The following is a 22367-nucleotide window of genomic DNA, read 5'->3' on the forward strand; positions in this document are numbered from 1 at the left end:
AATCGGCGCCCATGCCCAACTTCGACGCGCGTACCCGCGACACCTGGCTGTTCTGGATCACCGCCCTGCTCGTGCTCGGCGCCGGCCTGGGCCTGCGCGATCCGTGGCCGGCCGACGAGCCGCGCTTCGCGCTGGTGGCCAAGCAGATGGTGGAGAGCGGCAACTGGCTGTTCCCGCACCGGGGCATCGAGCTGTACTCGGACAAGCCGCCGATGCTGATGTGGCTGCAGGCCGCGTTCTACACCGTGTTCGGCAACTGGCGCGTGGCGTTCCTGCTGCCGTCGCTGCTGGCCGCGCTGGGCACGCTGTGGTGCGTGCAGGACCTCGGGCGCCGGCTGTGGACGCGCAAGGTCGGGCTGTACGCGGCATGGGCGCTGCTGTTCGCGTTCCAGTTCACCTGGCAGGCGAAGAAGGCGCAGATCGACCCGCTGGTCACCTTCTTCATCACCCTGGCCAACTACGGCCTGCTGCGCCACCTGCTGGCCGGCCCGGACTGGCGCTGGTGGACGCTGGGCTGGTTCGCCGCCGGCCTGGGCACGATCACCAAGGGTGTCGGCGCGATCGCCCTGCTGATGATCCTGCCGGCGGCGATCGCCTCCTGGCGCGGCTGGCCGCGGGTCAGGGTGCATGCGCGGGATCCGCGGTTCTGGCTGGGTCCGCTCGGGTTCCTGGTCGCGGTGTCGCTGTGGCTGGCGCCGGTGGTGAGCGTGGCGCTGGCCAAGAACCTGCCCGAGTACCGCGCCTACCTGGACGACATCCTGTTCCGGCAGACCGCCAAGCGCTACTCGCAGTCCTGGGACCACCACCAGCCGGCCTGGTACCACCTGGGCGTGATGCTGACGATGTGGATCCCGCCGGTGCTGGCGCTGCCCTGGGCGGTGCCGGCGTGGTGGCGGCGGCTGAAGCGGCGCGACGCGCGCTACCTGCTTCCGCTGGCCTGGTGGGCCATGGTGCTGGTGTTCTTCTCGATCCCCGACGGCAAGCGCGACGTCTACATCATGCCGGCGTTGCCGATGATGTGCCTGGCGCTGGCGCCGCTGCTGCCCGGCCTGTTGCGCCGCAGCTGGGCCAAGGCGCTGCTGCTGGCGCTGACCGCGCTGCTGGCGCTGCTGTTCCTGGCCGGCGGCGGCGTCCTGCTGCACGGCAGCGGCTCGCTGGTCGACCGCATGCACGACCAGCGCGGGCTGGATCCGGACGGAGTCCGCGCCCTGGGCTGGATGCTGCTGGCGGTCGGGGCCTGGGCGCTGGGCTGCATGCTGGCCTTCCGGCGCCGCGTGGTGGCGGCGCTGTTCGCGAGCCTGGCCGGCTTGTGGGTGGCCTTCAGCCTGGTCGGATACCCGGTCCTCAACGATGCCAGCTCGGCGCGCGGCGTCATGGCCGATGCCGGGCGCCGGATCGGCCCGGATGCCGAGCTCGGCCTGGTGGCCTGGAAGGAGCAGAACCTGCTGATGGCCGACCGCGAAGCGGCGAACTTCGGCTTCAACGTGCCGTGGGAGCAGCAGCTCCAGCGCGGCGTGGCCTGGCAGGCGCGGGCGCCGGGGCGCTGGCTGCTGGTGCAGGAGGCCGCGCTGGAAGCCTGCCTCGACCGCGACAAGATCGAGCTGGCCGGCATCTCCAACCGCCGGCGCTGGTGGCTGGTGCCCCCGGGCGCGGTGAACGGGGAATGCGTGGCGACGGAGGAAGAGCGCGCGCGCGCCGCCGCGGAGCAGGGGCGCGGGATCGACTAGGGATGCGGGGCCGGCTCAGCGCGTGTTCCGGCAACGGGCCGGAACATGCGCCGCAATCCGGCGCGGGATGGCAATGGACCAGGCGCGGCTGCACGAAATCTCCAAGGACTTGCGCTGGCGCTGGGCGTCGGCTTGCGCCGTGGTGGGCCTGTGGAGCCTGCCCGCGCTGACGCTGAGCATTCCCAAGGGCCTGTTGCCGTTCGGCTTGCTGCTGCTGGCCTCGACCCTGCTGGTGCCGTTGCGGGTGGCGCGGGCCACGCGCCAGATCGGCTGGCCCTGGATGCTGGTGGCCGTCGCCGGCGTCGTGCCGTTGCTGGTGGCGCTGGCGTCGATCCACCTGATGGATTCGAGCGAGGGCATCGACGGCCGCGATCGCCTGCTGGTGCTGCCGTGGACGATGGCCTGGGCCTGGGCGCTGGACCCGCCTCGGGTGATGTTGTGGCGCGGCGCCCTGGCCGGGCTGCTGGCGGCCGCGGCGTTGGCGCTGGTGCAGGTGCTGTCCGGCGCTGCACGCGCGGGCGGCTGGCTCAACCAGATCGTGTTCGCCGACGTGGTGCTGGTGCTGATGGTGCTGGCGGTCTTCTGCCGTCCGCCCCGCAGCTGGCACTGGTCCGCGTTCGGCCTCGCCCTGGGCGTGCTGGCCATCCTCCTGAGCGGCACCCGCGGGCCCTGGCCGGGACTGCTGCTGCTGTTGCTCGTGCTGGTGTTCGGCAGCGGCTGGCGCAGCCGTCGCAGCCGCGCGGTCCTGCTCGGCGGGCTGGTGACCGCGGGCATCGTCCTGCTGGTCTCGGTGCCGAGCCTGACCGAGCAGATGCGCCTGTCCGAACTGCGCCAGGACATCGAGCGGATGGATCGGGGCGATCACAACTCCTCGGCGGGCGCGCGCCTGGAGCGGCTGCAGGTGGCGGCCGACGCCTTTGTCGCCGCGCCGTGGACCGGCGTGGGCTTCGGCGAGTTCGACCGGGCGATGGAAAGCCTGCCGGTGTGCAAGGGCGACAGCGGGCGCAAGGTCAAGCGCTGCCACCTCGGCCATGCGCACAACGACCTGGCCGAGTGGGCCGCGACCATGGGCGTGCCCGGGGTGCTGTCCCTGCTGCTGCTCTACGGCGTGCCGCTGTGGCTGTTCCTGCGCCTGCGCCGCGGCGTGCGGCTGGGCCGGCTGCGAGGCTGCGCGTCGGCCGGCGCGATGCTGGTCACGGTATTCATCCTGTGCGGCCTGACCCAGTCGATGTTCGCCCACCAGACCACGACCAGCGTCTACGCCGCCTTCGGCGGCGTGCTGCTGGGACTGGCGCTGCGCGAGGCGCGCTGGCGCCAGCCCGGCGGCGCTTCCGCCCCGGTGGCTGTGCCGCGGCGATAGCGGAAGGGGCGCGTCCGGCGGCGGCCGGACATGCCGACGGGAGCGAATGCGCGGCCCGCGCCGGACCGGGAGTCGCGGAAAAAAAGACGCCGGCCCTTGGAGGGGCCGGCGCCGGGGGATGCCGGCGTCGCCGCCGGCGGGGGAAGGGACTACTTGGAGATGTCCACGTCCTTGGTCTCGCGCAGGAACAGCGTTCCCACCACCACGGTCAGCAGCGCGATGCAGATCGGGTACCACAGCCCGAAGTACATGTTGCCGGTGCCCGCCACCAGGGCGAACGAGATCGCGGGCAGGAAGCCGCCGAACCAGCCGTTGCCGATGTGGTACGGCAGCGACATGGAGGTGTAGCGGATGCGGGTCGGGAACAGCTCGACCAGGTAGGCGGCGATCGGGCCGTAGACCATGGTCACGTAGATCACCAGCACCCACAGGATGGCGAGCGTCATCGGGATGTTGATCCGGTCCGGATCGGCCTTCTCCGGATAGCCGGCCGCGGTCAGGGCCGCCTTCATCGTTCCCGCCAGCGCGGTGGCCTTGGCCTTGGCGTCGTCCTTGGCCAGGCCGGTCGCGTCGTACGACTCGAACGAGGCGCCACCCACCTCCACGCGGGCGACGGTGCCGGCCGGCGCGGCCTGCACGGTGTACGGCACGCCGGCCTTGGTCAGGGCCGCGGTCGCGATGTCGCACGCGCTGGTGAACTTGCGCACGCCCGCCGGATCGAACTGGAACGAACAGGTCGACGGATCGGCATGCACGATCGCCGGCGCGCTCTCGCGGGCTTCCTCGACGGCCGGGTTGGCGTAATGGGTCAGCGCCTTGAACAGCGGGAAGTACGTCAGCGCCGCCAGCAGGCAGCCGGCGAGGATGATCTTCTTGCGGCCGATCTTGTCCGACAGCCAGCCGAAGACGATGAAGAACGGCGTGGCCAGGGCCAGTGCGCCGGCGATCAGCAGGTTGGCGGTGGTGCCGTCCACCTTCAGCGCCTGGGTCAGGAAGAACAGCGAGTAGAACTGGCCGCCGTACCAGACCACGGCCTGGCCGGCGGTGGCGCCCAGCAGCACCAGCAGCATGAGCTTGAGGTTGCCGCCCTTGAGCGAATCACGGAACGGCTGCTTGGAGCCCTTGCCCTCGGCCTTCATCTGCTGGAACAGCGGCGATTCGCTCAGCTGCAGGCGGATCCACACCGAGATGCCCAGCAGCACGATGGACACCAGGAACGGGATGCGCCAGCCCCAGGCCTCGAACGCCTCGGTGCCCAGGCTCAGGCGGCAGGTCAGGATGACCAGCAGCGAGAGGAACAGGCCGAGCGTGGCGGTGGTCTGGATGAAGCTGGTGTACAGGCCGCGCTTGCCGTCCGGCGCATGCTCGGCGACGTAGGTCGCCGCGCCGCCGTACTCGCCGCCCAGCGCCAGGCCCTGCGCCAGCCGGAGCAGGATCAGGATGATCGGCGCGGCCACGCCGATGGTGGCGTAGGTGGGCAGGATGCCGACGATGAAGGTCGACAGGCCCATCAGCACGATGGTGACCAGGAACGTGTACTTGCGGCCGATGCGGTCGCCGAGGCTGCCGAAGAACGCCGCGCCGAACGGGCGCACCGCGAAGCCGGCGGCGAACGCCAGCAGGGCGAAGATGAAGCCCGTGGTCTCGTTGACGCCGCTGAAGAACTGCTTGGCGATGATCGCCGCCAGCGACCCGTACAGGTAGAAGTCGTACCACTCGAAGACCGTGCCCAGGCTCGAGGCGAAGATCACCTTCTTGTGGCCCTTGCCGAGTTCGCCCTGCGGCGAATGGTGGTGCGTTGTCGCGCTCATTTGGATCCCCTCCCTCAGAAGCTGTACTTGACGGATGTGTGGAAGCGCTTGAGGTCGCCTTCGCGGTCATCCTCGAGCGAACGCTGGCCCCAGCCGATCTCCGCGCCGATGTCCAGCTTCGGGAACGGCGAATAGATCAGGTTGGCGTGGTAGGACTGCGAGCGCTCGGTCACGCCCCAGCCGACCAGGCCCACGTCGTTGTCGAACGACGCCATCGAGTACATGAGGTTGGTGCGCAGCTTCGGGCTGAACACGTGGCGCCAGGCCACGAAGCCGCCCCAGCCGTCCAGCGCCTCGATGTCGCCGCTGGCGTCCTGCATCACGTCGCTGCCCAGGCCGAAGGCCATGTAGCGGCCGATGCCGCTGCCGTAGTTGGCCATGTAGCGGATGTCGTCGCTGGCGCCCACGTTGAACTTGCCCGACACGCTGACCGCGCCGCCCGAATCGGTGTTGTCCCCGGCCTTGAACTGGCGCAGCATGCCGGCCACCGAGAGGTGGCCCCAGTCGCCCTTCATGTTGTAGCGCCCGGTCAGGTCCGGGACGTTGTTGTCGCCGGTGGTGGTGCGCGCGCCGGCGGTGGCGGCGTTCGGTGCGTAGGCCTGCACGGTGGTGTTGGGATTCTCCAGCGCCACCGACCACGGGCCGTTGCTGTAGCGCACCTGGGCCTGGCGCACGAACACGGTGCCGTCGGTCACGCCGACGAAGTCCACCGCGTCGGGCAGCGCGGCCACGTCCTGGAAGTTGGACCAGGTCTGGCCGGCCAGCCAGTTGTTCCAGCTGACGTAGGCCTGGCGCAGGGTGACCGCGTAGGTGTTGGTGGCCACTTCGTTGCCGGCCAGGGCGTTGCTGCCGCCACCGAAGAAGTCCATCTCGACGTAGCCCTTGAGCTTGTCGCCGCCCTCGGTGACGTGGTCGGCGCTGAGCCAGAAGCGCGAGAACTGGGCGTGGAAATCGGTGTAGGGATCGCCGCCGTCGGCGCCGGCCCCGCCCACCGGGATGGTGCTGGGCACGTAGAACATCCGGCCGGACGAGCCGTCGGCGATGCGGCCGTCGCTGGTGTCGGTCACCATCGCGTCGAGCTTGATGAAGCCGCCGTAGGTGAACACCGACCCGGGGTTGCCCGCCGGCGTGATCGTGGTGCTCTGGATCGGCTGCTTGCCGGCCGGCACCGCCGCGACGGCGGGCGCGGCCGCCTGCGCGGTCTGGACCTGCGCCACCTGTTCCTGGGTGGTGGTGATCTGCGACTGTTGCTGCTGCTGCGCCGAGACCAGCATCTGCACCTGCCGCTCCAGTTCGGCCACGCGCGCCTCGAGCGCCTTCTCGCGCGCGGTCTGCGCGAACGCGGCGCCCGGCGCCACGATCGCCACCAGCAACGCGGCCGCCAGCGGCCGCCGCAAGAGCCTGGATGGATGTCTGCTCATTTCCCCTTTCTCCCTCGTAGTGGTGGCATGCACCGCGGATCGACGAGTGGCCGCGATGAGGCGGCCGGTGCACGGAGACTGCGCAGCGGACGGGCGGAGCGCCTATTCGCCATTAGTCGAAGGCGGCCCCCGCCGCCGGCCTGGGCCTGCGGCAACACGCGTTGCGCGGCCGCGGCCGCGGCGCAGCGGCACGTCGATTCGACCAAGGTCTAGCCCTCCCTGCTGCAATGCGTCACGGTGGATGCGTCAAACTGGCGCCCCGTCCATCGCGCGCCGCCGGCGCCGGCGATGGACCGCCGGGAGCCTTGAGGAGGGAGTAGCGATGTCCGACCTGTACCCCGTCAAGCCGGAGTTCGCCGCGCGCGCGCGGATCGGCAAGGACGACTACCAGCGCCTGTACCGCGAGTCGGTGGAGGATCCGGAGGGCTTCTGGCGCAAGGCCGCCGGGCGCCTTGACTGGTTCCGCGAACCGACCCGGATCAAGGACGTCAGCTATGCGCTGGACGACTTCCGCATCCGCTGGTTCGAGGACGGGCAGCTCAACGCCTCGGTCAACTGCCTGGACCGGCAGCTGGCCACGCGCGGCGACAAGACCGCGCTGCTGTTCGAGCCCGACAGCCCGGATGCGCCGGCGCAGAAGGTCAGCTATCGCGAGCTGTACGAGCGCGTGTGCCGGCTGGGCAACGCATTGCGCAACCTGGGCGTGGTCAAGGGCGACCGGGTCACGATCTACCTGCCGATGATCCCCGACGCGGTGGTGGCGATGCTGGCCTGCGCCCGCATCGGCGCGATCCACTCGGTGGTGTTCGGCGGCTTCGCCCCGAACTCGATCGCCGACCGCGTCGCCGACTGCGGCAGCAAGCTGGTCATCACCGCCGACGAGGGCCTGCGCGGCTCGAAGAAGATACCGCTCAAGGCCAACGTCGACGCCGCGCTGAAGCTGCCGGGCACCCACTCCGTCGAAACCGTCCTGGTGGTGCGCCATACCGGCGGCGCGGTGGACATGCAGGCGCCGCGCGACCGCTGGTTCCACGACGTGGTCGACGGCCAGCCGGCGCAGTGCGAGCCGGAGCGGATGGACGCCGAGGACCCGCTGTTCATCCTCTACACGTCCGGCTCGACCGGCAAGCCCAAGGGCGTGCTGCACACCACCGGCGGCTACCTGCTGTACGCGGCCTACACCCACGAGGCGGTGTTCGACCTGCGCGAGGACGACATCTACTGGTGCACCGCCGACGTGGGCTGGGTCACCGGCCACAGCTACATCGTCTACGGTCCGCTGGCCAACGGCGCCACCTCGGTGGTGTTCGAGGGCGTGCCCAACTACCCCAGCGTGTCGCGCTTCTGGGAGGTGATCGACAAGCACCAGGTGACCATCTTCTACACCGCCCCGACCGCGATCCGCGCGCTGATGCGCGAGGGCGAGGCGCCGGTGAAGAAGACCTCGCGCGCCTCGCTGCGCCTGCTCGGCAGCGTCGGCGAGCCGATCAATCCGGAAGCCTGGCGCTGGTACTACGAGGTGGTCGGCGACGGACGCTGCCCGGTGGTCGACACCTGGTGGCAGACCGAGACCGGCGGCATCCTGATCTCGCCGCTGCCCGGCGCCACCGACCTCAAGCCGGGCTCGGCCTCGCTGCCCTTCTTCGGCGTGCGCCCGGCGCTGGTCGACGCCGGCGGCGAGCCACTCGAAGGCGCCGCCGAGGGCAACCTGGTCCTGCTCGATTCCTGGCCGGGCCAGATGCGCACGGTCTACGGCGACCACCAGCGCTTCATCGACACCTACTTCCGCACCTACCCGGGCACCTACTTCACCGGCGACGGCTGCCGCCGCGATGCCGACGGCTACTACTGGATCACCGGCCGCGTCGACGACGTGATCAACGTCTCCGGCCACCGCATCGGCACCGCCGAGGTGGAGAGCGCGCTGGTGCTGCATCCGAAGGTGGCCGAGGCGGCGGTGGTCGGCTTCCCGCACGACATCAAGGGGCAGGGCATCTATGCCTACGTCACCCTCAAGGCCGGCGAGGTGCAGAGCGACGAACTCCTGAAGGAGCTGGTGGGCTGGGTGCGCAAGGAGATCGGGCCGATTGCCACGCCGGACCACCTGCAGTGGGCGCCGGGCCTGCCCAAGACGCGCTCGGGCAAGATCATGCGCCGGATCCTGCGCAAGATCGCCGAGAACGCCCCGGACCAGCTCGGCGACACCTCGACCCTGGCCGATCCGTCGGTGGTCGAGTCGCTGGTGAGCGAGCGCAAGGTGAAATGAGGTGATGCCGGCAGCACCGGCGGAGCGGGAGGGATCCGCCGGTCAGTGCCGCAGGGCATCGGCCCGCATACTGGTCCGGCCGAATCCACTGCAACCGAGCGCCTCCCCCGCATGTCCACGATCCTGATCGCCGACGACCATCCGCTGTTCCGCGAGGCCCTGCGCGGCGCGGTGCAGCGAATCCTGCCGGGGGCGACCCTGTGCGAGGCCGACAGCGTCGACGCGCTGTACGGACTGGTCGAGGCGCATGCGGACGCGGACCTGCTGCTGATGGACCTCAACATGCCCGGCGCGCACGGTTTCAGCGCGCTGGTGCACCTGCGCGCGTTGCACCCGCAGTTGCCGGTGGTGGTGGTGTCCGCGCGCGAGGAGCCCAGCGTCATGCGCCGTGCGCTGGACCACGGCGCACTGGGCTTCATCCCCAAGTCGGCCGATTCGGACACCATCGGCGAGGCGATCGGCCTGGTCCTGGAGGGGGAACGCTGGGCGCCGGCCGCCGCCGCCGCCGCACCGGCGATGGACCGCGACGAGCAGGCGGTCGCGCAGCGCCTGCGCGAGCTCACCCCGCAGCAGTTCCGCGTGCTGCAGATGCTCGGCGAGGGCCGGCTCAACAAGCAGATCGCGTGGGACCTGGGCGTTTCGGAGGCGACGATCAAGGCCCATGTCACCGCGGTGCTGCGCAAGCTCGGGGTGGGCAACCGGACCCAGGCGGTGCTGATGGCCGGTCGCCTGGCGGTGGATCCGGACGGCGTCGTGGCCCCGCCCGAAGAGCACGACTGAGCGGACCGAAGCACGGCGGTTTGGCGGCCCGGCTGGAAGCGGTTACCGGGCCTCGGGCCTGAACGGCTGCTGCGCCGCCGCTTGCGGCCGGCCGGGTGGTGCGCCGCACAATAGCGGTGCGGGACGAGCCCCCGGCGCCGTGGGGCGCAGCCGTCGCGACGCCAGGAGAGCCACGTGGTCGCAGCTTCCGATCCTTCCGCACGACGGCGCCAGGTGCATCGATGACCGCCCCGGTCGCCACTCCCGCGCCCGCGGCCACGTCCTGGTTGCCGGCGGTCGAATCGCCGCTGCCGATGCCGGGCCAGTCGCTGCGCGAGGGCCGGCTCGTGTCGCAGCGGCCGCCGACCTCGCCGCGCGGCATCGGCTGGCGTCGCCTGCTGGTGATCGGCGGCACCGCCGCGCTGACCGCGGTGGCGACGATGGGCATGCTGCAGGTGCTGCGCGTGGGCGGCCTCAGCGTGCTCGACCTGGTGTTGCTGGTGCTGTTCGTGGCGCTGTTCGCCTGGATCGCACTGTCCAGCGTCAGTGCCGCCGCCGGCTTCGTGCTGATGCTGGGGCGCGACCGCCTGCCGCTCGGCATCGAGCGCGACGGCCCGCTGCCCCGCCTGGCCACGCGCACCGCGCTGCTGATGCCGACCTACCACGAGGATCCGGCCCGGATCATGGCCGGCCTGCAGGCGGTCTATGAATCGGTCGCCGCCACCGGCCAGCTCGACGCCTTCGATTTCTTCGTGCTCAGCGACAGCCGCCGCGAGGAGGTCGCCGCGGCCGAGCTGGAGGAATTCCGTGCGCTGCTCGCGCGCACCGGCGGCGAGGGCCGCCTGTTCTACCGGCGCCGCGCCGACAACAGCGGGCGCAAGGCCGGCAACATCGCCGAATGGGTGCAGCGCTTCGGCGGCGCCTATCCGCAGATGCTGATCCTCGACGCTGACAGCGTCATGAGCGGCGCCACCCTGGTGCGGCTGGCCTCCGCTGTCGAGCGCCATCCCGGCGTCGGCCTGGTCCAGACCCTGCCGCGGGTGGTCAACGGCCAGACCCTGTTCGCGCGCATGCAGCAGTTCGGCGGCCACGTGTACGGGCCGGTCATCGCCCGCGGCGTGACCTGGTGGCACGGCAGCGAAGGCAACTACTGGGGCCACAACGCGATGCTGCGCACGCGCGCCTTCGCCGACCACGCCGGCCTGCCCGAACTGGCGGGGCGCAAGCCCTTCGGCGGCCACATCCTCAGCCACGACTTCGTCGAGGCGGCGCTGATGCGGCGCGGCGGCTGGGCGATCCACCTGGTCCCGCAGCTGGACGGCAGCTACGAGGAGGGTCCGCCGTCGTTGACCGACCTGCTGGTGCGCGACCGCCGCTGGTGCCAGGGCAACCTGCAGCACGGCAAGGTGGTCGGCAGCGCCGGCCTGCACTGGGTCAGCCGCACGCACATGCTGGTCGGCATCGGCCATTACTTCACCGCGCCGATGTGGGCGATGCTGATGCTGGTCGGCCTGGCCATCCCGCTCTACAGCTCCGACCTGGTCTGGGACGGCTTCCAGCTGCCGGGCTTCTCGCCGCTGCGCTACTGGGCCGCGCGCGACGCCGAGCGGGTGGCGTGGCTGTTCGCCGCGACCATGGGCGTGCTTTTCGCGCCGAAGGTGTTCGGCTACATCGCCACCGTGCTCGACCCGCAGGCCCGGCGCGGCGCCGGCGGCGGGCTGCGCGCCTTCGCCGGCGTGCTGATCGAAAGCCTGCTGGCCGCGCTGATGGCGCCGATCGTGATGTACCGCCAGTCGCGCGGCGTGGCCGAGGTGCTGGCCGGCCGCGACTCGGGCTGGGAAGCGCAGCGCCGCGACGACGGCAGCGTGCCGTTGTCCAGCCTGGTGCAGGGCTATGCGGGGCTGAGCCTGTTCGGCTTGTTCATGGGTGCGCTGGCGTGGGCGGTGTCGCCCGGCCTGGCGCTGTGGATGGCGCCGGTGGTGGTGGGCATGGTCCTGGCCATTCCCACGGTGTGGATTTCCTCGGCGCGCACGCCCGGGCGCTGGCTGCGCCGGCACCGGATCCTGTGCATCCCGGAGGAGCTCGATCCGCCGCCGGTGCTGCGCCGCGCCGCCGAGCTTCGCGCGGCCGCGGCGGCCACGCAGGCATAATGCCGGCGTCTACCGGGGAAGGACGAGAACCGATCATGCGGCTGGAATGCGTGGAGCAGGAGACCGGCCCGGCGCCGGCATGGACGGTGCTGTGGCTGCACGGGCTGGGTGCCGACGGCCACGACTTCGCCCCGATCGTGCCGGAGCTGTTGCGCCCGCACTGGCCGGCGCTGCGCTTCGTGTTCCCGCATGCCCCGGTGCGCCCGGTGACGATCAACGGCGGCATGCGCATGCGCGCGTGGTACGACATCACCGGCATGGATTTCGCCACCCGCGCCGATGCGGCCGGGATCGAGGAATCGGTGGCGCAGGTCGAAGCGCTGGTCGCGCACGAGGCCGCGCGCGGCATCGCGCCTTCGCGGATCGTGCTGGCCGGTTTCTCCCAGGGCGGGGCGATCGCGCTGGCCGCCGGCCTGCGCCGCAGCGAACCGCTGGCCGGCCTGGTCGCGTTGTCGACCTACCTGCCCGGCGGCGCTGCGGCGGCCGCGCAGCGCCACCCCAACGCGGTGGCGCAGCCGGTGTTCTTCGCCCATGGCGACAGCGACCCGGTCATCCCGGTGCAGTACGGCCAGGCCAGCGCGCAGGTGCTGGAGCGGGCCGGGTTCGAGGTGCAGTGGCACCGCTATCCGATGGCGCACCAGGTCTGCGCGGAGGAGATCGCCGACCTGGGCGACTGGCTGGACCGGCGGCTGGCGGCCTGAGCGATGCGCGACCCGCGCCGCGACCAGCCCTGGTTCCCCGACCTGTGCCGGCTGCCGCGGCTGGCGGCGCTGCTGGGACTGGCGGCGCTGGTCGTGGTGGTGCTGGCGCTGGCGCCCGACGGTGCGCAAGGCTGGAGCGCCTACCGTTTCCTGTCCGCCTGCGGCCTGGCGATGTGGCTGGCGCTGGCGGTGGCGGTACTGCTGTGCAAGCTGCGCGCACCGCTTTCGCGGCTGTCGCACCGACTGGGCGCGCTGGCCGCGCTGGCGGTGGCCGCGGCGGTGGCCTTCGCCGGGGCCGGCGTGGTGCACGCGCTGTACAGCACACTGGGCGCCGAACCGCTGGGCGTCGGCTTCTGGCGCTTCACCAGCGGCAGCGCGGCGGTGACGGTGCTGATCGTGGCGCTGGCGCTGCGCCACTTCTACGTCAGCGACCGATGGGCGGCCCAGGTCGAGGCCAATGCCCGGGCCGAGGCCGACGCGCTGCAGGCGCGGATCCGCCCGCACTTCCTCTTCAACAGCATGAACCTCATCGCCGGGCTGCTGCGGCGCGACCCGGCCGTCGCCGAGCGCGCGGTGCTCGACCTGTCGGACCTGTTCCGGGCCGCGCTCGGGGCCGGCGAGGGCGAGTCGACCCTGGCCGCCGAATGCGAACTGGCGGCGCAGTACCTGTCGATCGAACAGCTGCGGCTGGGCGACCGGCTGCAGGTGGCCTGGGAGCGCAGCGAGCCGCTGCCGTGGGAACTGCCGCTGCCCCGCCTGGTGCTGCAGCCGCTGGTGGAGAACGCGGTATTGCACGGCGTGTCGCGGCTGCCGGAGGGCGGCACGGTGTCGATCGCCCTGTGGACGGACGCGCAGTCGCTGCACCTGCGCGTGCGCAATCCGGCGCCGCCGCAGGATCCGTCGCTGGCCAGCCTGCACCGCGGCGCCGGCCACGCCCAGCGCAGCATCGCCCACCGGCTGGCGTGGCGCTTCGGCCCGCGGGCGCGGGTGACGGCCGGCTGGAGCGACGGCTACTATGCCTGCGAGGTCACGTTGCCCCTGGACGCATGAGCCTGAAACTGGTGATCGCCGACGACGAGCCGATGGCGCGCGAGCGCCTGCGGATGCTGCTCGCCGACGAATCCGGGGTGGAAGTGGTGGCCGAGGCCGGCGACGGCCAGCAGGTCCTCGATGCCTGCGCCGCGCACCGGCCGCACGCGGTACTGCTCGACATCGCCATGCCCGGGATCGACGGGCTGGAAACCGCGCGCCGGCTGGCGGCGGCGACGCCGCCCACGGCGGTGGTGTTCTGCACCGCGTACGACGCGCATGCGCTGTCGGCGTTCGAGGCCGCCGCCCTCGACTACCTGGTCAAGCCGGTGCGCCCCGAGCGCCTGGCCGCCGCGCTCGAGCGCGTGCGCACCTTCCTCGCCGGTCGCCCGGCGACCGCCAGCGGCAAGCGCACCCACCTGTGTGCGCGCCTGCGCGGCAGCCTGCGCCTGATCCCGCTGGAGGACGTGCGTTACCTGCAGGCCGAGGAGAAGTACGTGGTCGTGCACCACGCGCGCGGCGAGGACCTGATCGAGGAGTCGCTGAAGTCGCTGGAGGACGAGTTCGCCGACCGCTTCGTCCGCATCCACCGCAACTGCCTGGTCGCGCGCCAGGAGCTGGTCGAGCTGCGCCGCGGCACCGACGGCCACGTCATGGCGATGCTGCGCAGCGGAGGCACGCCGCTGGAGGTCAGCCGGCGTTGCGTGCCGCAGCTGCGGCAGACCCTGCGCCACCTCTGACCTCTTCCGGAAGACCGGCTGCCGCGACCTTCCGGCGGACCGCAGCACGCCGGTGCCCGGTGCCCATGCGCTGGCATACATGGAGCGCCCGTCACCGGGCCCGGGTTGTTGCAGGCGTCGGGCCCGTCCGCGACCCGGCACGGTCCGCACCCGCGGCGCGCTCGCGATCCGGGCGCCCGTGGCCCATGAACAGGCTGCTGCATCCGCATTCCACGCAGGCGCGGTTACCGCCGCCCGGCGCCTATCCGGGATAATGCGCGCATGGACAGCCTCCGCATCGCCACCCGCAAGAGTCCGCTCGCCCTGTGGCAGAGCGAACACGTCGCCGCGCGCCTGCGCGCCGCCCATCCCGGGCTGGAGGTCGTGCTGGTGCCGATGAGCACCCGCGGCGACGAGCAGCTGGACCGCTCGCTGGCGGCGATCGGGGGCAAGGGCCTGTTCCTCAAGGAGCTGGAACTGGCGATGCAGCGCGGCGAGGCCGATTGCGCGGTGCACTCGCTCAAGGACGTGCCGATGCAGCTGGAGCCGGGCTTCGAGCTTCCGGCCGTACTCGAACGCGCCGACCCGGCCGATGCCTTCGTCAGCAACGCCTTCGACGGCATCGCCGCGTTGCCGCACGGCGCCGTGGTCGGCACCTCGTCGCTGCGGCGCCAGGCGCAACTGCGCGCGCGCCGTCCGGACCTGCAGCTGCGCGACCTGCGCGGCAACGTCAACACCCGCCTGGCCAAGCTCGATGCGGGCGAGTACGACGCCATCGTCCTGGCCTGCGCCGGCCTGGAGCGCCTTGGCCTGGACGCGCGCATCCGCGACCGCCTGGCGCCGCCGGACTGGTTGCCGGCGCCTGCGCAGGCGGTGGTCGCGGTGGAGACGCGGGTGGGCGACGCACGCACCCGCGAGCGCATGGCCGTGCTCGAGCACGTGCCGACCCGCGTGCGGATCGAAGCCGAGCGTGCGCTCAACCTTGCGCTGCACGGCAGTTGCCACGTACCGGTGGCCGCGTATGCCGAGCTGGACGGCGAGCGCCTGCGACTGCGTGCGTGGGTCGGTTCGGCCAGCGACGGCAGCGGCGTGTCGGCGCAAGGCGAGGGCGACGCCACGCAGTCGCAGGCGCTGGGACGGGCGGTGGCGGCCGACCTGCTGGCGCAGGGGGCGGGACGCTTCCTGGACTGATCGCGCCGGCAGCGGCGGGCGCGCCTGGGTCGGCTCAGTGCGCCTGCCGGTATTCCAGCACCGATCCGGCCAGGATCGACAGCGCCACCAGCGGCCAGATCGCGCCCGCCGAGCCGGGCCACACGTAGAGCAGGCCGGCCAGCAGCAGCGGCAGCCCCGCGACCAGGCCCAGCACCAGCCAGTGCATGGGCGACCGCAGCCGGGAACCGAGTCCGCCGCGCGCCTGCCACAGGGCCAGCAACAGCACGGCGGTGACCGTCGCCAGCAGGGCCAGCGAAGGTACCGGGCCGGCGGCCGGCAGCGGGCCCTGCCAGCGCAGCACCATCAGTGCGAAGAACAGGGCGGCGCCTCCCAGCAACGCCAATGCCAGGTGCACGGAGAGCAGCGGTCCCGCCTCGCCGTCATCCAGAAGCGCCAGCGCCGCGATCGTGGCCAGGGCGCTGGCGCAGGCCACCACGGCGACGGCCAGCAGCAGCCCGGGCTCGGATCCGTATCGCCACTGCAGCAGCGCCAGCGTGGCGCCGCTCGCCAGCAGCAGCGCCAGCGCGACCAGCCCGCGCAGCCACCAGCGCCCTGGCGCGGCCGGACGCGGCAGCAGCAGGCCCAGTCCGGCAGCGGCCAGCACGACGCCCAGGCCCAGTCCCCAGGCCTGCAGGTCGACCAGCTTGCGCTGGGTCGCGCTGTTGCCGAGCAGCAGCGCGCTGCTCAGGGCCACCCAAAGCACCAGCCCGCAGCCGGCGCCGCACAACGACAGCAGCAACGCGTGCACGCCGCCGCGCGTCGAGGCCGCGCCCGTCGATCCGCCCGCGGCCGCTGGCGGTCGTTTCCCACTCCTGGATTCCATCAGCTCTCCCCGGTTCGGCGGGCCCGGCCACCACGCGTGGCCGTCCCGTCCCGACCGCGATTCTGCCACCGACCGCCAGGCCGTTCCGGGGCACCGGTCGGCAATCCCGGCAGGCCAGTCGCGGGGGGCGCCGCAACCACGCCATAATCGGCCCATGGACCGCTACGAACGCATCAACGCGCTGCACCGCATCCTCAAGGCCGCGCGTTACCCGGTGACGGTGCCGCGGTTGCAGGAGGAGCTGGGCTGCTCGCGCGCCACCGTGTACCGCGACCTGGCCTTCCTGCGCGATGCGCTGATGGCGCCGGTGGAAGGCGACGGCGAGGCGGGCTTCCGCTACGCGGCCGGCGAGAGCGACCGCTTCGAGCTGCCCGGCCTGTGGCTCAGCTCGGAGGAACTTTACGCATTGCTGGCTTCGCAGCAGCTGCTGCGGCGTACCGGCGGCGGGGTGCTGTCGACCGTGCTGGCGCCGCTGCAGCAGCGGATCGAGGGTCTGCTGGCCGCGCAGGCTGGCGCCAGCCGCTGGCCGGTCGAACGGGTGCGGGTGATTCCGCATCGCGGCCGGCGCCTGGACGAGAACAGCTTCCGGATGGTGGCCTCGGCGGTGCTGGAACGGCGCCAGCTCGCCTTCGAGTACCGCGCGCGCTCCACCGACGAGACCACGCGCCGCAAGGTCTCGCCGCAGCGCATCACCCATTACCGCGACAACTGGTACCTCGATGCGTGGGACCACGACCGCGAGGCGCTGCGCAGCTTCGCCGTGGACCGGGTCAGCCAGGCGCGGCTGCAGGACGCGCCGGCGCGCGACGTCGAGGAAGCCGTGCTGGACCAGCACCTGGCGTCCAGCTACGGCATCTTTTCCGGCGAACCCAAGGGCTGGGCGACGATCGTGTTCAGCCCGAAGGTCGCGCGCTGGGTGGCCGACGAGCACTGGCATTCCAAGCAGCAGGGCCGGTTCCTGGCCGATGGGCGCTACGAGCTCAAGGTGCCCTACAGCGTGCCCCGCGAGTTGTTGATGGACGTGCTCCACTACGGCGCCGATGCCGAGATCGTCGAGCCGACCATGCTGCGCGAACAGGCCAAATCGCTGCTGTCGCTGGCGCTGTCGCAGTACGACCGCTGAGGCGGCCGCCTGCGAAGCCCATCCCCATGGGCGACCTGGGGCATCGGTGCACCGGGACGTCGTCCGTACCCGTCGCCGGGTCGCCGATGAATCGGCTCCTACAGGGGAAAGGCCGCGCGCTCTGTCGTAGGAGCCCATCCTCATGGGCGACCCGGGGCGTTCGTGTGCCGGGATGCCGCCAGGACCCGCCTCGTCGGGTCGCCGATGAACCGGTCCCCACGCGCAACGAAGTGCGCATCGCAGCTCCTGAGATGGCGCCGGTCCAACCTGCGCCTCCCAACCGAAGGAGCCGCCGCCATGCCGACCTGGTCGCCCACGCCCGCCGTCTTCGCCCCGTACCTGCCGGGGCAACGCCCGGATCCGGCCCTGGACCGGCTGCTGCGGTGCTGGCTCGTGGCGGGCTTGCTGGCCGTGCTGCTGGTGCCGGCCCTGCGCGGTTCCAGTGCGTGGCTGGGATGGTGGCCGATGTGGCTGGTGGCGATGCCTGCCGCGGCCTGGTGGGCCCTGCACCGGTTCGCCCTGCCGGCCGGCCTGCGCGCGGTCGTGCGCGGCCCGCGACGCCGGCGCGGCGGCGGCCAGGCGCGCCGCCGCGCCATGCCACGCGGTGCCGGCCGGCCGGATCCGCGCATCGCACGCCGGGCGGCCTGACCCCGCCCGTGGCGGGGTCTTTACCGGCATTCGACTGCGCCTGACCATCGGCACAGGGGGCGCGGACGGGGCTGTGCTAGCGTCCCGGGTCTGTTTCGCAGCACCCGGAGCCGCTTGATGTCCCGTTTCGCCCAGGCCTGCCTGTTCGCAGGCCTCATCGCCGCCGGTGCGGCCCATGCCCAGGAGCCCGCCGTGGCCAACGACCCCTACCAGTGGCTGGAGGACGTGACCGGCGACAAGCCGCTGGACTGGGTCCGTGCCCAGAACGCGAAGACCGACGCCGCGCTGGCGTCCACCCCCGAGTTCAAGGCGATGGAGGCGGGCATCCGCGAGGTCCTCGATTCCGACGCCAAGATTCCCGGCGTGCAGAAGATCGGCGACTGGTACTACAACTTCTGGAAGGACCGGAACCACGAGCGCGGCATCTGGCGCCGGACCACGCTGGAGGAGTACCGCAAGCCGAACCCGGCCTGGGAGACGATCATCGACCTGGATGCGCTGAACAAGGCCGAGGGCGAGAACTGGGTCTGGCACGGCGCCGACTGCCTGCGTCCGGAATACAACCGCTGCCTGGTCGCGCTGTCGCGCGGCGGCGCCGACGCCGACGTCACCCGCGAGTTCGATGTCGCCAGCAGGCGCTGGGTCGAGGGCGGCTTCTTCCGTCCGGAGGCCAAGGGCGCGCTCGGCTGGATCGACCGCGACACCGTCTACGTCTACACCGACTTCGGCGCCGGCACGATGACCGAGTCCGGCTATCCGCGGGTGGTCAAGCGCTGGAAGCGCGGCACGCCGCTGGAATCGGCGCAGGTGGTGTACGAGGGCAAGGCGGACGACATGTACATCGCCGCCTACCACGACGACACGCCGGGCTTCGAGCGCGACTTCGTCAGCCGCACGCTGGCCTTCTACAACGACGAGCTGTACCTGGTCGGCAAGGACGGCAAGCTGGCCAAGGTCGATGCGCCCAATTCGGCCAACAAGGGCGTCAAGCGCCAGTGGCTGACCCTGGAGTTGCGCGAGCCGTGGACGGTGGGCGGCAAGACCTACCCGGCCGGCTCGCTGCTGGCCACGGACTTCGACGGCTTCATGGCCGGCAAGCGCGAGTTCGACGTGCTGTTCGAGCCGACCGACAGCACCTCGCTGGCCAGCTACTCGTGGACGAAGTCGCACCTGGTGCTGAACGTGCTGGACGACGTGAAGAACCGGCTCAGCGTGCTGACCCCGACCGCGCAGGGCTGGAAGCGCGGGGAATTCGTGGGTGCGCCGGCGTTCGGCACGCTGGGCGTGTCGGCGGTGGACGACGACGAATCCGACGCGGTGTGGCTGACCGCCACCGACTACCTGACCCCGACCACCCTGTCGCTGACCCAGTTGGGCAAGGCGCCGGAGCAGCTCAAGGCGATGCCGTCGTTCTTCGACGGCTCCAACGACGTGATCGAGCAGCATTTCGCCACCAGCAAGGACGGCACCCGCGTGCCGTACTTCCTGGTGCGGCCGAAGGGGCTCAAGGCCGATGGCAGCAACCCGACCCTGCTGTACGGCTACGGCGGTTTCGAGATCGCGCTGACCCCCGGCTATTCCGGCGGCCTGGGCCGTTCGTGGCTCGATCGCGGCGGCGTGTACGCGGTGGCCAACATCCGCGGCGGCGGCGAGTACGGGCCGCGCTGGCACCAGGCCGCGCTCAAGGCCAACCGGCACAAGGCCTACGAGGACTTCGCCGCGGTCGCCCAGGACCTGATCGACCGCAGGATCACCTCGCCGCGGCACCTCGGCGTGCAGGGCGGCAGCAACGGTGGCCTGCTGACCGGCAACATGCTCACCCAGTACCCGGAGCTGTTCGGCGCGGTGGTGGTGCAGGTGCCGCTGCTGGACATGAAGCGCTACAACAAGCTGCTGGCGGGCGCCTCGTGGATGGCCGAGTACGGCAACCCGGACACGGCCGACTGGGAGTACATCCGGACGTTCTCGCCGTACCACCTGTTCGATCCGGCGAAGACCTACCCGCCGGTGATCTTCACCACCTCCACCCGCGATGACCGCGTCCATCCCGGCCACGCGCGCAAGATGGCGGCGAAGATGATCGAGGCCGGCAAGGACGTGACCTACTACGAGAACATCGAAGGCGGCCACGGCGGCGCGGCCAACAACGCCCAGGCCGCGCACATGGCGGCGCTGGCGTACAGCTTCCTGTGGCAGCGGCTGTCGGCCGGCGCAGACGGCGGCGCCGACGGCGCCGTCGGCAAGTAAGGATCCACCCAGCGCCCCCGGAATCCGGGGGCGCTGCCCATGCGCGGCTTGGAATCGCTCCGACCGGACCCCATCGATGAAACTTCCCGCTTCGCTCCTGCTGGCCTTGCTGATGACCCTGCCGACCCCGCCCTCGAACGCCGCCGCGGCCCCGCCGGCCGCGCCTCCCGCGACCGCGCCCGATGCGGCGCGCAAGCCGCACCCGGTGACCGCGCCGTTCGGCGCCACCCGGGAGGACGAGTACTACTGGCTGCGCGACGACGACCGCAAGGACGCGGCCATGCTGGCCTACCTCGAGGCGGAGAACGCCTGGACCGACGCGGTGATGGCCCCGCTCAAGCCGCTGCAGGACAAGCTCTACGACGAGATCGTCGGCCGCATCAAGCAGGACGACAGCTCGGTGCCCTACCGCGAGCGCGGCTGGTGGTACTACTCGCGCTTCGAGAGGGGCAAGGACTACCCGGTGCATGCGCGCCGCCAGGACGGCCCGGGCATCGATGCGCTGTCGATCCAGGCCGCCAACGAGCGCGGCGACTTCGCCGGCGAACAGGTGCTGCTCGACGTCAACGCCATGGCCGAGGGCAAGGGTTACTTCAGCGTTGGCGACTATGCCGTCAGCCAGGACAACCGGATCCTGGCGTGGGCCGACGATGCGGTCGGCCGCCGCCAGTACACGATCCGCTTCCGCGACCTGGAAACGGGCCGGGTATGGCCGGAGACGATCGAGGGCGTTTCGCCCAACCTCGTCTGGGCCGACGACAACCGCACCCTGTTTTACGTCGAGAACGACCCGGAGACCCTGCTCACCGTGCGGGTGAAGAAGCACGTGCTCGGCACGCCGGTGGCGCAGGACGCGCTGGTCTACGAGGAGCACGACGACAGCTTCTACATGGGCATCGGCCGCACCCGCGACGACCGCTTCGTCACCATCGGCGTGGAAAGCACGGTCGCGTCCGAGCTGCGCTACGCGCCGGCGGCCGACCCGCGAGCGTTCACCGTGCTGGCCAAGCGCCAGCGCGACGTGGAATACGACGCCGACCACCTCGGCGGCCGCTGGGTGATCCGCACCAACGCGCCCGGCGCCGACGGCAGGCCGGCGACCAACTTCAAGCTGGCTACCGCGCCCAGCGACGCGACCTCGCGCGCGCAGTGGAGCGACTGGCTGGCGCACGATCCGGGCGTGTTCATCGAGGAGTTCGAGCTGTTCGACGGCTTCACCGCGGTGGCCGAGCGTTCCGGCGGCCTGGAGCGGATCCGCCTGCTCAAGGCCGACGGCAGCCAGCAGTACGTCGCCGCCGACGAGCCGGTCTACTCGATGGGCCTGTCGGTCAACGCCGAGCCGGACAGCGGCTGGCTGCGCTACGGCTATACCTCGCTGGCCACGCCGGCGACCACCTACGAGCTGAACGTCGCCACCGGCGAGCGCCGCCTGCTCAAGCAGCAGCCCGTGCCTGGCTACGACCCGGCGAAGTACGTGACCGAGCGGGTGTGGGTGACCGCGCGCGACGGGGCGAAGGTCCCGGTGTCGCTGGTATACCGCAAGGGGCTGCGCAAGGACGGCACCGCGCCGCTGTTCCAGTACGCCTACGGCAGCTACGGCATCTCGATGGATCCGGGCTTCAATTCGCCGGTGGTGAGCCTGCTCGACCGCGGCGTGGTCTACGCGATCGCCCACATCCGCGGCGGCCAGGAGATGGGCCGCCAGTGGTACGAGGACGGCAAGCTGCTGAAGAAGCAGAACACCTTCAACGACTTCGTCGACGTGACCCGCGAACTGGTGAAGCTCGGTTACGCCGCACCGGGACGCGTGGCCGCCTCCGGTGGCAGCGCCGGCGGCCTGCTGATGGGCGCGGTGGCCAACCAGGCCCCGGCCGACTACCGGGTGATGGTGGCGCAGGTGCCGTTCGTGGACGTGGTCACCACCATGCTCGACGAATCCATCCCGCTGACCACCAACGAGTACGACGAGTGGGGCAACCCGCAGGAACGGCGGTTCTACGACTACATGCTGTCGTACTCGCCCTACGACAACGTCAGGGCGCAGGACTACCCGGCGCTGTTCGTCGGCACCGGCCTGTGGGATTCGCAGGTGCAGTACTGGGAGCCGGCCAAGTGGGTGGCCCGGTTGCGCGACGTGAACACCGGCACCCGCCCGGTGGTGTTCCGCACCAACATGGAGGCCGGCCACGGCGGCAAGTCGGGCCGCTTCCAGCGCTTCCGCGAGCAGGCCGAGTACTACGCCTTCGTGCTCGACCAGCTGGGCGTGGCCGAGGCGAAGTAGCGCATCCGATCACCCCCTCCCCGCAGGCGGAGGGAGTTCTCTGTAGGAGCCGATTCATCGGCGACAGGTGCGTCGGAATCACGAGGGCTT

General features: G+C 71.5%; 16 protein-coding genes. 13 read left to right on the forward strand and 3 right to left on the reverse strand.

Annotated features, from left to right (window positions below):
- The first annotated feature begins 11 nt into the window (after positions 1 to 11).
- Entirely contained in the window at positions 12 to 1727 is a 1716-nt protein-coding gene (locus CSC66_RS08140) for an ArnT family glycosyltransferase (RefSeq protein WP_162376902.1), read from the forward strand.
- A 73-nt stretch (positions 1728 to 1800) separates the two neighbouring features.
- On the forward strand, positions 1801 to 3087 hold the full coding sequence (locus CSC66_RS08145; protein WP_162376903.1) for an O-antigen ligase family protein: 1287 nt from the start codon (positions 1801 to 1803) through the stop codon (positions 3085 to 3087).
- A 149-nt stretch (positions 3088 to 3236) separates the two neighbouring features.
- On the opposite strand, the gene CSC66_RS08150 is transcribed toward CSC66_RS08145, so the two are convergent.
- Both CSC66_RS08150 and CSC66_RS08155 read right to left on the reverse strand, forming a co-directional pair.
- The gene (locus tag CSC66_RS08150) at positions 3237 to 4898 is read right to left on the reverse strand and encodes an MFS transporter (protein ID WP_162376904.1); all 1662 of its coding nucleotides are present in this window, start codon (positions 4896 to 4898) and stop codon (positions 3237 to 3239) included.
- Positions 4899 to 4912: 14 nt separating this feature from the next.
- Complete coding sequence (locus tag CSC66_RS08155) at positions 4913 to 6319, reverse strand: DcaP family trimeric outer membrane transporter (RefSeq protein WP_162376905.1); 1407 nt, start codon at positions 6317 to 6319, stop codon at positions 4913 to 4915.
- 322 nt (positions 6320 to 6641) lie between these two features.
- On the opposite strand from CSC66_RS08155, the gene acs reads away from it, so the two are divergent.
- The 7 genes from acs (at position 6642) to hemC (ending at position 15134) form a co-directional block, all read left to right on the forward strand.
- On the forward strand, positions 6642 to 8585 hold the full coding sequence (gene acs / locus CSC66_RS08160) for an acetate--CoA ligase (protein ID WP_162376906.1): 1944 nt from the start codon (positions 6642 to 6644) through the stop codon (positions 8583 to 8585).
- Positions 8586 to 8696: 111 nt separating this feature from the next.
- Entirely contained in the window at positions 8697 to 9365 is a 669-nt protein-coding gene (locus tag CSC66_RS08165) for a response regulator transcription factor (RefSeq protein ID WP_162376907.1), read from the forward strand.
- A gap of 221 nt (positions 9366 to 9586) precedes the next feature.
- Positions 9587 to 11494: a glucans biosynthesis glucosyltransferase MdoH gene (gene mdoH / locus CSC66_RS08170; RefSeq protein ID WP_162376908.1), complete on the forward strand. Its 1908-nt coding sequence runs from the start codon at positions 9587 to 9589 to the stop codon at positions 11492 to 11494.
- 35 nt (positions 11495 to 11529) lie between these two features.
- The gene (locus CSC66_RS08175; RefSeq protein ID WP_162376909.1) at positions 11530 to 12195 is read left to right on the forward strand and encodes an alpha/beta hydrolase; all 666 of its coding nucleotides are present in this window, start codon (positions 11530 to 11532) and stop codon (positions 12193 to 12195) included.
- A gap of 3 nt (positions 12196 to 12198) precedes the next feature.
- Entirely contained in the window at positions 12199 to 13245 is a 1047-nt protein-coding gene (locus tag CSC66_RS08180; RefSeq protein WP_162376910.1) for a sensor histidine kinase, read from the forward strand.
- Positions 13242 to 13964, forward strand: coding sequence for a LytR/AlgR family response regulator transcription factor (locus CSC66_RS08185; RefSeq protein WP_202935616.1), 723 nt, complete (start codon positions 13242 to 13244; stop codon positions 13962 to 13964). The genes CSC66_RS08180 and CSC66_RS08185 overlap by 4 nt, the downstream gene beginning before the upstream one ends.
- Positions 13965 to 14225: 261 nt before the next feature.
- Positions 14226 to 15134, forward strand: a complete 909-nt coding sequence (hemC, locus tag CSC66_RS08190) for a hydroxymethylbilane synthase (RefSeq protein WP_162376911.1) — start codon at positions 14226 to 14228, stop codon at positions 15132 to 15134.
- Positions 15135 to 15168: 34 nt separating this feature from the next.
- Here hemC and CSC66_RS08195 read toward each other — a convergent pair whose 3' ends face one another.
- Entirely contained in the window at positions 15169 to 15903 is a 735-nt protein-coding gene (locus CSC66_RS08195; RefSeq protein ID WP_162376912.1) for a hypothetical protein, read from the reverse strand.
- 229 nt (positions 15904 to 16132) lie between these two features.
- Between CSC66_RS08195 and CSC66_RS08200 the strand changes: the two genes are divergently transcribed.
- The 4 genes from CSC66_RS08200 (at position 16133) to CSC66_RS08215 (ending at position 22277) form a co-directional block, all read left to right on the forward strand.
- Positions 16133 to 17101, forward strand: coding sequence for a helix-turn-helix transcriptional regulator (locus CSC66_RS08200; protein WP_162376913.1), 969 nt, complete (start codon positions 16133 to 16135; stop codon positions 17099 to 17101).
- Between the two features lie 297 nt (positions 17102 to 17398).
- Entirely contained in the window at positions 17399 to 17749 is a 351-nt protein-coding gene (locus CSC66_RS08205) for a hypothetical protein (RefSeq protein ID WP_162376914.1), read from the forward strand.
- A 117-nt stretch (positions 17750 to 17866) separates the two neighbouring features.
- A complete protein-coding gene (locus tag CSC66_RS08210; protein ID WP_162376915.1) occupies positions 17867 to 19996 on the forward strand; it encodes a prolyl oligopeptidase family serine peptidase in 2130 nt (709 codons plus the stop codon).
- A 76-nt stretch (positions 19997 to 20072) separates the two neighbouring features.
- Positions 20073 to 22277, forward strand: coding sequence for a S9 family peptidase (locus CSC66_RS08215; RefSeq protein ID WP_162376916.1), 2205 nt, complete (start codon positions 20073 to 20075; stop codon positions 22275 to 22277).
- The last annotated feature ends 90 nt before the right edge of the window (positions 22278 to 22367 follow it).

The sequence above is a fragment of the Pseudoxanthomonas kaohsiungensis genome, assembly GCF_010211765.1.
GTDB classification, from domain to species: domain Bacteria; phylum Pseudomonadota; class Gammaproteobacteria; order Xanthomonadales; family Xanthomonadaceae; genus Pseudoxanthomonas; species Pseudoxanthomonas kaohsiungensis.

Excerpts from the sequence above, each read along its gene's own strand:
- CSC66_RS08210 (WP_162376915.1), top strand. The coding sequence starts at position 17,867 with ATGTCCCGTTTCGCCCAGGCCTGCCTGTTCGCAGGCCTCATCGCCGCC.
- CSC66_RS08165 (WP_162376907.1), top strand. The coding sequence starts at position 8,697 with ATGTCCACGATCCTGATCGCCGACGACCATCCGCTGTTCCGCGAGGCC.
- CSC66_RS08205 (WP_162376914.1), top strand. The coding sequence starts at position 17,399 with ATGCCGACCTGGTCGCCCACGCCCGCCGTCTTCGCCCCGTACCTGCCG.
- CSC66_RS08180 (WP_162376910.1), top strand. The coding sequence starts at position 12,199 with ATGCGCGACCCGCGCCGCGACCAGCCCTGGTTCCCCGACCTGTGCCGG.
- CSC66_RS08185 (WP_202935616.1), top strand. The coding sequence starts at position 13,242 with ATGAGCCTGAAACTGGTGATCGCCGACGACGAGCCGATGGCGCGCGAG.
- CSC66_RS08140 (WP_162376902.1), top strand. The coding sequence starts at position 12 with ATGCCCAACTTCGACGCGCGTACCCGCGACACCTGGCTGTTCTGGATC.
- CSC66_RS08145 (WP_162376903.1), top strand. The coding sequence starts at position 1,801 with ATGGACCAGGCGCGGCTGCACGAAATCTCCAAGGACTTGCGCTGGCGC.
- acs (WP_162376906.1), top strand. The coding sequence starts at position 6,642 with ATGTCCGACCTGTACCCCGTCAAGCCGGAGTTCGCCGCGCGCGCGCGG.
- CSC66_RS08200 (WP_162376913.1), top strand. The coding sequence starts at position 16,133 with ATGGACCGCTACGAACGCATCAACGCGCTGCACCGCATCCTCAAGGCC.
- CSC66_RS08215 (WP_162376916.1), top strand. The coding sequence starts at position 20,073 with ATGAAACTTCCCGCTTCGCTCCTGCTGGCCTTGCTGATGACCCTGCCG.
- hemC (WP_162376911.1), top strand. The coding sequence starts at position 14,226 with ATGGACAGCCTCCGCATCGCCACCCGCAAGAGTCCGCTCGCCCTGTGG.
- mdoH (WP_162376908.1), top strand. The coding sequence starts at position 9,587 with ATGACCGCCCCGGTCGCCACTCCCGCGCCCGCGGCCACGTCCTGGTTG.
- CSC66_RS08175 (WP_162376909.1), top strand. The coding sequence starts at position 11,530 with ATGCGGCTGGAATGCGTGGAGCAGGAGACCGGCCCGGCGCCGGCATGG.
- CSC66_RS08150 (WP_162376904.1), bottom strand. The coding sequence starts at position 4,898 with ATGAGCGCGACAACGCACCACCATTCGCCGCAGGGCGAACTCGGCAAG.
- CSC66_RS08155 (WP_162376905.1), bottom strand. The coding sequence starts at position 6,319 with ATGAGCAGACATCCATCCAGGCTCTTGCGGCGGCCGCTGGCGGCCGCG.